The organism is Citreimonas sp., from assembly GCF_042096055.1.
In the GTDB taxonomy this organism is placed as follows: domain Bacteria; phylum Pseudomonadota; class Alphaproteobacteria; order Rhodobacterales; family Rhodobacteraceae; genus Citreimonas.
The window spans coordinates 1-6274 of record NZ_JBELMH010000122.1; the positions used below are offsets into that span (position 1 = coordinate 1).

Here is a 6274-nt window from a genome sequence, read left to right on the forward strand (position 1 = left end):
GACCTTGTGGCGGTCGGACTTCATCGAATAGGGCGCGGCGCGCTGCTCGGCGAAGTGGATCACGGCGTCGGGGCGATGCTCGACCAGCCAGGCCTTGAGGCGCTCGAACTCCTTGGCGAGGTCGAGCAGGTGGAAATGCAGCTTCTTGCCGGTGATGTCCTGCCAGATGCGGCAGCGTTCCTGGATCGAGTCCATCGGCGTCAGCGACTGCACGCCCAGCTCGGTGTCGATCCACCGGCGCGAGAGGTTGTCGACGATATGAACCTCGTGGCCCAGTTCCGACAGGTGGAGCGTCGTGGGCCAGCCGACGAAGCCGTCGCCCCCGAGAACCGCGATCTTCATGGCGTCTTCTCCCCTTGTCTGCGAAATGCCATGCGGCGACGTTATCAGCATCGCGGCGCCATAGACCAGATCACCGCCCCGCCGCCCACGTCAAAGATTTGCGACGCGGCGCCGGGGCTTGCGCGGTGTTCCGGTCTCGGGGGCGGCCGGTCTAGTCGAGGCCCAGCGTGCGGAAATGACGGTTGATCGCGCCGGCGGTGGTGAACCAGACGCGGTCGTCGCCGGCCGCCAGGATGTGCCGCAGCGCGCGTTCCAAGTGCTTCAGCCGGTGCGGGTGGCCCATCAGGTAGCCGTGCAGCGCGATGCCCATGACCAGCGGGCGGCGCGCGCTTTCCTCGAGCATCACGTCGAAGGCGTCGACGATCATGTCGGCGAAATCCGCCCCCTCGCGCTTGCGGCCGACGATCTGGGGAATGTCGTTGAGCTCTTGCGGATAGGGCACCGACAGGATGCGGCCCGACCGCGTCTTCATCCACGTGGGCTGATCGTCGTGGCACCAGTCGAGCAGGTAGTCGTAGCCCGCCTCGGCCAGCAGGTCGGGGGTGAGCGCGCTCTGGCTGATCCAGGGGCCGAGCCAGCCCTTGGGCGGCGCGCCTTCGTGCCGGGTCAGCGTCTGCGTCGCCTCGGCGATCAGCTGTGCCTCGTCGGCCTCGGGCAGCGTGCCCTGGCGTTCGGCGTTGGTGCGGCCGTGGCCGGCGATCTCGTCGCCGCGGGCGCGCCAGGCCTCGACCAGTCCGGGCGCTTCCTCGTAGAGGTGCGAGTTGACCAGCACGGTGGCGGGCACGCCGAGGCGGTCGAACAGCTCCATCATGCGCGGCGCGCCGACGCGGTTGCCGTAGTCGCGCCAGGCGTAGTTCAGCACGTCGGGCTGTGGCCCGCCGGGGGCAAGCTCGGCCCCCAGCCCGTCACCGAACGAGAAGCATTCGAGGTTCATGCCCAAGTACACCGCCAGCCGCCGGCCATCGGGCCAGTCGTAATCCGGCCGGTCGGTGATCGGCGCATAGCCGTAGCGTCCGTGGTGGTTCAGTCCGGTCATGTCGGTCCCCTGTCGCCGTGTCTGCCGACCCCGTTTCTGCCCCGTTCCCGCCGCCCAAGTCCCGCCCAAAAAACCGACATCCGGCGGCGGAACGGCCGCAAAAACGGCACTTGTCGGGAATCCGAAACCGTTAGCGCCGGACTTCAGGGCAGGAAATTTGCCGTCGGCCCGCGCTCCTTTACCCCCACGGAAGGCACAACAAGCGAACAGGGAGAAGACAATGGATCGCCGGAAATTCCTACGGACCGCGGGCGTCGGCGCAGGCGCGGCGGCACTCGCCTCGCCGCACGTGGCACGCGCGCAGACGATGCAGTGGAAACTGACCACGGCGTTCCCGCCGGGACAGCCGTTCTACTCGACCGGGCCGGGCTCGCTCACCGATTTCACCGACCGCGTGCGCGCGATGTCCGGCGGCGCGCTGGACATCCAGATCTACCATGCGGGCGAGCTGGTGCCCGCCTTCGAGGGCTTCGACGCCGTCCGCCAAGGCATCGTCGAGATGAACGGCTGGGTCAGCTATTTCGGCGCCGGCAAGGTGCCCGCGGCACAGTTCTTCGGCGCCGTGCCCTTCGGCATGTCGACGCAGGGCCAGAACGCCTGGTTCTACATCGGCGACGGCATCGACCTGTGGAACGAGACCTACGAGCCGCTGGGCGTGGTCGCGATGCCCGTGGGCGCCACCGGCGTGCAGATGACCGGCTGGTTCAACAAGGAGATCAACTCGATCGAGGACATGCAGGGCCTGCGCATGCGCATTCCCGGCCTAGCGGGTCGCGCATACGCCCGCGTCGGCGTCGACGTGAAGCTGCTGCCGGGCGGCGAGATCTTCCCGGCGCTGGAACGCGGCGTGATCGACGCGGCCGAATGGGTCGGCCCCGCGCAGGACAAGATCCTGGGCCTGAACACCGCCGCCCAGTACTACTACACCACCGGCTGGCACGAGCCGACCACCGTGACCGAACTGGCGATCAACAAGGCCGCCTGGGACGGGCTGGGCGACGAGCTGCAGGCCATCGTCAGCAACGCTGCCGCCGCGTGCAACGTGATCTCGCATTCCTGGGCCGAGGCGAACAACGCCGCCGCCCTCAAGGAGTTCGAGGAAGGCGGCACCGAGCTGCGCGTGCTGCCCGAGGACGTGGTCGCCGCGCTGAAGGCCGAGATGGGTCCGGTCTACGACGAGCTCGCCGCCGAGGACGCGCAGTTCAAGAAGGTGATGGACAACTACTTCGCCTTCAAGGAGCAGCACGACGTCTGGGCCGCCGCCTCCGAGCAGGTCTGGCACAGCCAGCTGCGCGACGCCACCTAGGCGCGCCGGGCGCGCAAGACTGCGGGCGGTCCCGGCCGGGGCCGCCCGTTCTCGATCAAACGGGTATCACAGGTAAGGCAGGCATATGACCAGGGCCCTCGCGGTCGCGGACGCGATCGACATGGTGACACGCATCGCCGGGCGCATCGCCGCGGCACTTCTTCTGGCGCTGATCGCGCTGGTCTTCTTCAACGTCTTCGGCCGCTACGTGGTCGGCGCCAGCCCCGTCTGGGCGCAGGAGCTGGAATGGCACGTGATGGCGCCGATCGCGCTGCTGGGCGTCACGGTGCTGCTGCTGGAAGGCGGGCACGTCCGGGTCGACATGCTCTACGACAAGCTGCCCGAGCGCGCGCAGCACATGTTGGACCTCGTCTCGATGCTGATCGGCGCGGTGATCGCCGTGCTGTTCATCAAGTACTCCTACGGCTTCGTCGACAGCGCCTGGTCGATCCGCGAAGGCTCGCCCGATCCGGGGGGCCTGCCGGGGCGCTACGTGGTCAAGGCGATGATCCCGGTGGGTTTCGGCCTGTTCGCGCTGCAATGCCTGGCCAACGCGGTCCGGCACGCGGCGGCGCTGAGCGGGAGGGCGTGATGGACCTGCTCGCGCTCTACATGATCTTCGGCTTCATGATCTTCCTGCTGATCGGCATGCCAGTCGGTATCGGCATCGCCGCCGCCGGGTTCCTGTTCGGCTGGATGGGCTTCGGCGACTTCCTGTTCAACCTTGTGCCCAGCCGCATCTACGGCGTGGTGACCAAGTACGAGTTCCTGGCCATTCCGCTCTTCGTCTACATGGGCGTCATGCTGGAGAAATCCCGCGTGGCCGAGGACATGCTGGATGTCGTGGGGCGGCTTTCGGGCAAGCTCAACGGCGGCATGGCGGTGGCGCTGATCATCGTCGGCGTGCTGATGGGCGCCTCGACCGGCATCGTGGGCGCCACGGTGGTGACGCTGACGCTGCTGACCATGCCGGTGCTGCTGCGGCGCAACTACGACCCGGGCCTGTCGGCGGGTGCGATCTGCGCCTCCGGCACGCTGGGGCAGATCATCCCGCCGTCGCTGGTGCTGATCCTGCTGGCGGACATCATGGGCGAAAGCGTGGGCACGCTGTTCGCCGCGGCAATGATGCCGGGGCTGCTTCTGGCCGGGCTCTACATCGGCTTCATCCTGGTCCTGGGCCGGCTGCGCCCGGACCTGATGCCGCCGATCCCGGCCGAGGAGCGCGCGCAGATCACCGGCTGGGCGCTGGCGCGCAAGGCGGTGCTGGCGATCGCGCCGCCGCTGCTGCTGGTGGCGGGCGTGCTGGGCACGATCATCATGGGCATCGCTGCCCCGACCGAGGCCGCGGGCGTGGGCGCCGTGCTGTCGATCCTGATCGCCGCACTTTACGGCCGCCTGACCCTGTCGATGATCTGGGAGGCGGCAAAGGGCGCGCTGCGCATCTCGGCGATGATCTTCTTCATCCTGATCGCGGCACAGGTCTTTTCGGTCGCGTTCCGGGGCCTCAACGGCGAGGACCTGGTGCAGGACACGCTGGCGCTGCTGCCGGGCGGCGAGACGGGGGCGCTGCTGTTCCTGATGGCGCTGCTGTTCGTCCTGGGCTTCTTCCTGGAATGGATCGAGATCAGCTACATCGCGCTGCCGCTGCTGCTGCCGTTCTTCGTGGCGGCGGGCACCGACATGGTGTGGCTGGCGGCGCTGATCGCGCTGAACCTGCAGACCAGCTTCCTGACGCCGCCCTTCGGCTGGGCGCTGTTCTTCCTCAAGGGCGCGGCGCCACCGGGGGTGACGACGGCGATGATCTACCGCGGCGTGGTGCCGTTCATCGCGATCCAGGTGATCGCGCTGGTGCTGCTGTTCAACTTCCCCGGCATCGCCACATGGCTGCCGCAGGCGATCGGCTGGTAACGCCGATCAGGGGCCGGGGCCTGTGCGCCCCGGCCCGCTTTCCGCCGCAGCCTCAGCGACCGCCAAGTGGTCGCGATCGCGCAGGCGGCCCGAAAACCTTCCCTTTACCGAACTCGCGGATTGCCCTTTTCACGAAGAAGGCTGATTGTTCATATCATTAGAACCCGAACCGCATTCTGCTGGAATTTCTTGGCCGGGACCGTTTCGTTGGTGGAGGCGTCGTTTTGCTGCAATCCGGAAAACCGCGCGCCATCCTGAAATCCTTGACCGCCTGGCGCCGTGGCAAGCCGGGCGGAGTACCTGAGCGCACCGAAACCGCGCGTCCCGCAGAACTGCCCGACAGCGAAAGACGCCTGCGCGCCGCGATGCGGCTGACCCGCCTCGGCTACTACATCTGGGATTTCGAGAAACGGCGCAACGTCTACTGCACCGAGGAATTCGCCGCGATCCACGGCATGAGCGTCGAGGAATACATGCAGGACGCCGCCGCCGAGGAGGAGGACGTCCAGTTCATCCACCCCGACGACCGCCAGTTGTACAGCGACGCGCTGGCCCTCCGAGAGGCCACGGGCGAACCGCTGGTGCTGGAATACCGGATCGTCGGCCGCGACGGCGTCACGCGGCACGTGCGCGAGGTCGAAAGCATCACGCCGCTGGACGCGGACAACCCCGCGCTGATGGAAGGCACGCTTCAGGACATCACCGAGATCAAGCAGCTGGAACAGGAGTTGCGGCAGAGCGAGGGGACCTACCGCGGCATCCTCGACAATCTCGAGGACACGTATTACCGCACCGGGCTGGACGGCCGCGTGCAGATGGTCTCGGCCTCGGGCAAGAACCTGCTGGGCTACGCGCCCGACGAGGTGGTGGGCCACAAGCTGGAGGATCTCTACGTCGATCCGGCCGGCCGCGAGGAATTCCTGCGGCTGCTGGCCGAGAACGGTGGCCGGATCAGCGGCTTCGACGCGTGGCTGCGGCACAAGGACGGGCACCCGGTGCTGGTCAGCACGAACGCACGCTACCTGCTGGGCGACGACGGCCAGGTGATCGGCGTCGAAGGCACCGCGCGGGACGTGACCGAACGCCGCCGCGCCGAAGAGCTGAACACCCGGCTGGGCCGGATCCTCGAGGAATCGCTCAACGAGATCTACGTCTTCGGCACCGACGACCTGCGCTTCGTCATGGCCAATCGCGGCGCGCGCGAGAACACCGGCTATTCGATGGACGAGCTGACGGCGATGAAGCCGCACGACATCAAGCGCGACGCCACGCCCGAGGAGTTCCGGCAGATCATCGCCCCCCTGCTGAGCGGCGAGCGGGACGACATCCACCTCGAGACGAACCACTACCGCAAGGACGGCTCGGCCTACCCGGTGCGCGCGCGGCTGCAGATCCTCCGGTCCGAGGTGACGCCGGTCATCTTCGTCGTGGCCGAGGACATCAGCGCGCAGAAACACACCGAAAAGCAGCTGGTCCAGGCCCAGAAGATGGAGGCGATCGGCCAGCTGACCGGCGGCGTCGCGCACGATTTCAACAACCTTCTGGCGGTGATCCAGGGCAACGCCGAGCTGCTGCGCGAGGAGGTCGGCGCCGGCGAGGACCTGGTTGCCGAGATCGTCTCCGCCGCGCGTCGCGGCGCCGAACTGACGCAGCGGCTGCTGATGTACGCGCGCCAGCAGCCG

The 6274-nt window shown here is 67.8% G+C and carries 6 protein-coding genes; 4 read left to right on the forward strand and 2 right to left on the reverse strand.

The window, feature by feature from the left end; genetic code table 11:
- Together ACFDTC_RS16965 and ACFDTC_RS16970 are read right to left on the reverse strand one after the other, a co-directional pair.
- Positions 1–342, reverse strand: a 342-nt coding sequence (locus tag ACFDTC_RS16965) for an NAD-dependent epimerase/dehydratase family protein (protein WP_375260059.1), incomplete at its 3' end; no start/stop codon positions are given.
- A gap of 151 nt (positions 343–493) precedes the next feature.
- Positions 494–1378 carry a polysaccharide deacetylase family protein gene (locus ACFDTC_RS16970; RefSeq protein WP_375260060.1) on the reverse strand — a complete coding sequence of 295 codons (885 nt, stop codon included), beginning with the start codon at positions 1376–1378 and terminating at the stop codon, positions 494–496.
- Positions 1379–1598: 220 nt separating this feature from the next.
- Here ACFDTC_RS16970 and ACFDTC_RS16975 point away from each other — a divergent pair, with 220 nt between their 5' ends.
- The 4 genes from ACFDTC_RS16975 to ACFDTC_RS16990 form a co-directional block, all read left to right on the forward strand.
- The gene (locus ACFDTC_RS16975) at positions 1599–2684 is read left to right on the forward strand and encodes a TRAP transporter substrate-binding protein (RefSeq protein WP_375260061.1); all 1086 of its coding nucleotides are present in this window, start codon (positions 1599–1601) and stop codon (positions 2682–2684) included.
- Between the two features lie 85 nt (positions 2685–2769).
- The gene (locus ACFDTC_RS16980; protein ID WP_375260062.1) at positions 2770–3276 is read left to right on the forward strand and encodes a TRAP transporter small permease subunit; all 507 of its coding nucleotides are present in this window, start codon (positions 2770–2772) and stop codon (positions 3274–3276) included.
- Complete coding sequence (locus tag ACFDTC_RS16985) at positions 3276–4592, forward strand: TRAP transporter large permease subunit (protein WP_375260063.1); 1317 nt, start codon at positions 3276–3278, stop codon at positions 4590–4592. Before ACFDTC_RS16980 ends, ACFDTC_RS16985 begins: the two co-directional genes overlap by 1 nt.
- Before the next feature lie 263 nt (positions 4593–4855).
- The coding region (locus ACFDTC_RS16990; protein WP_375260064.1) for a PAS domain S-box protein at positions 4856–6274 on the forward strand (1419 nt) is incomplete at its 3' end.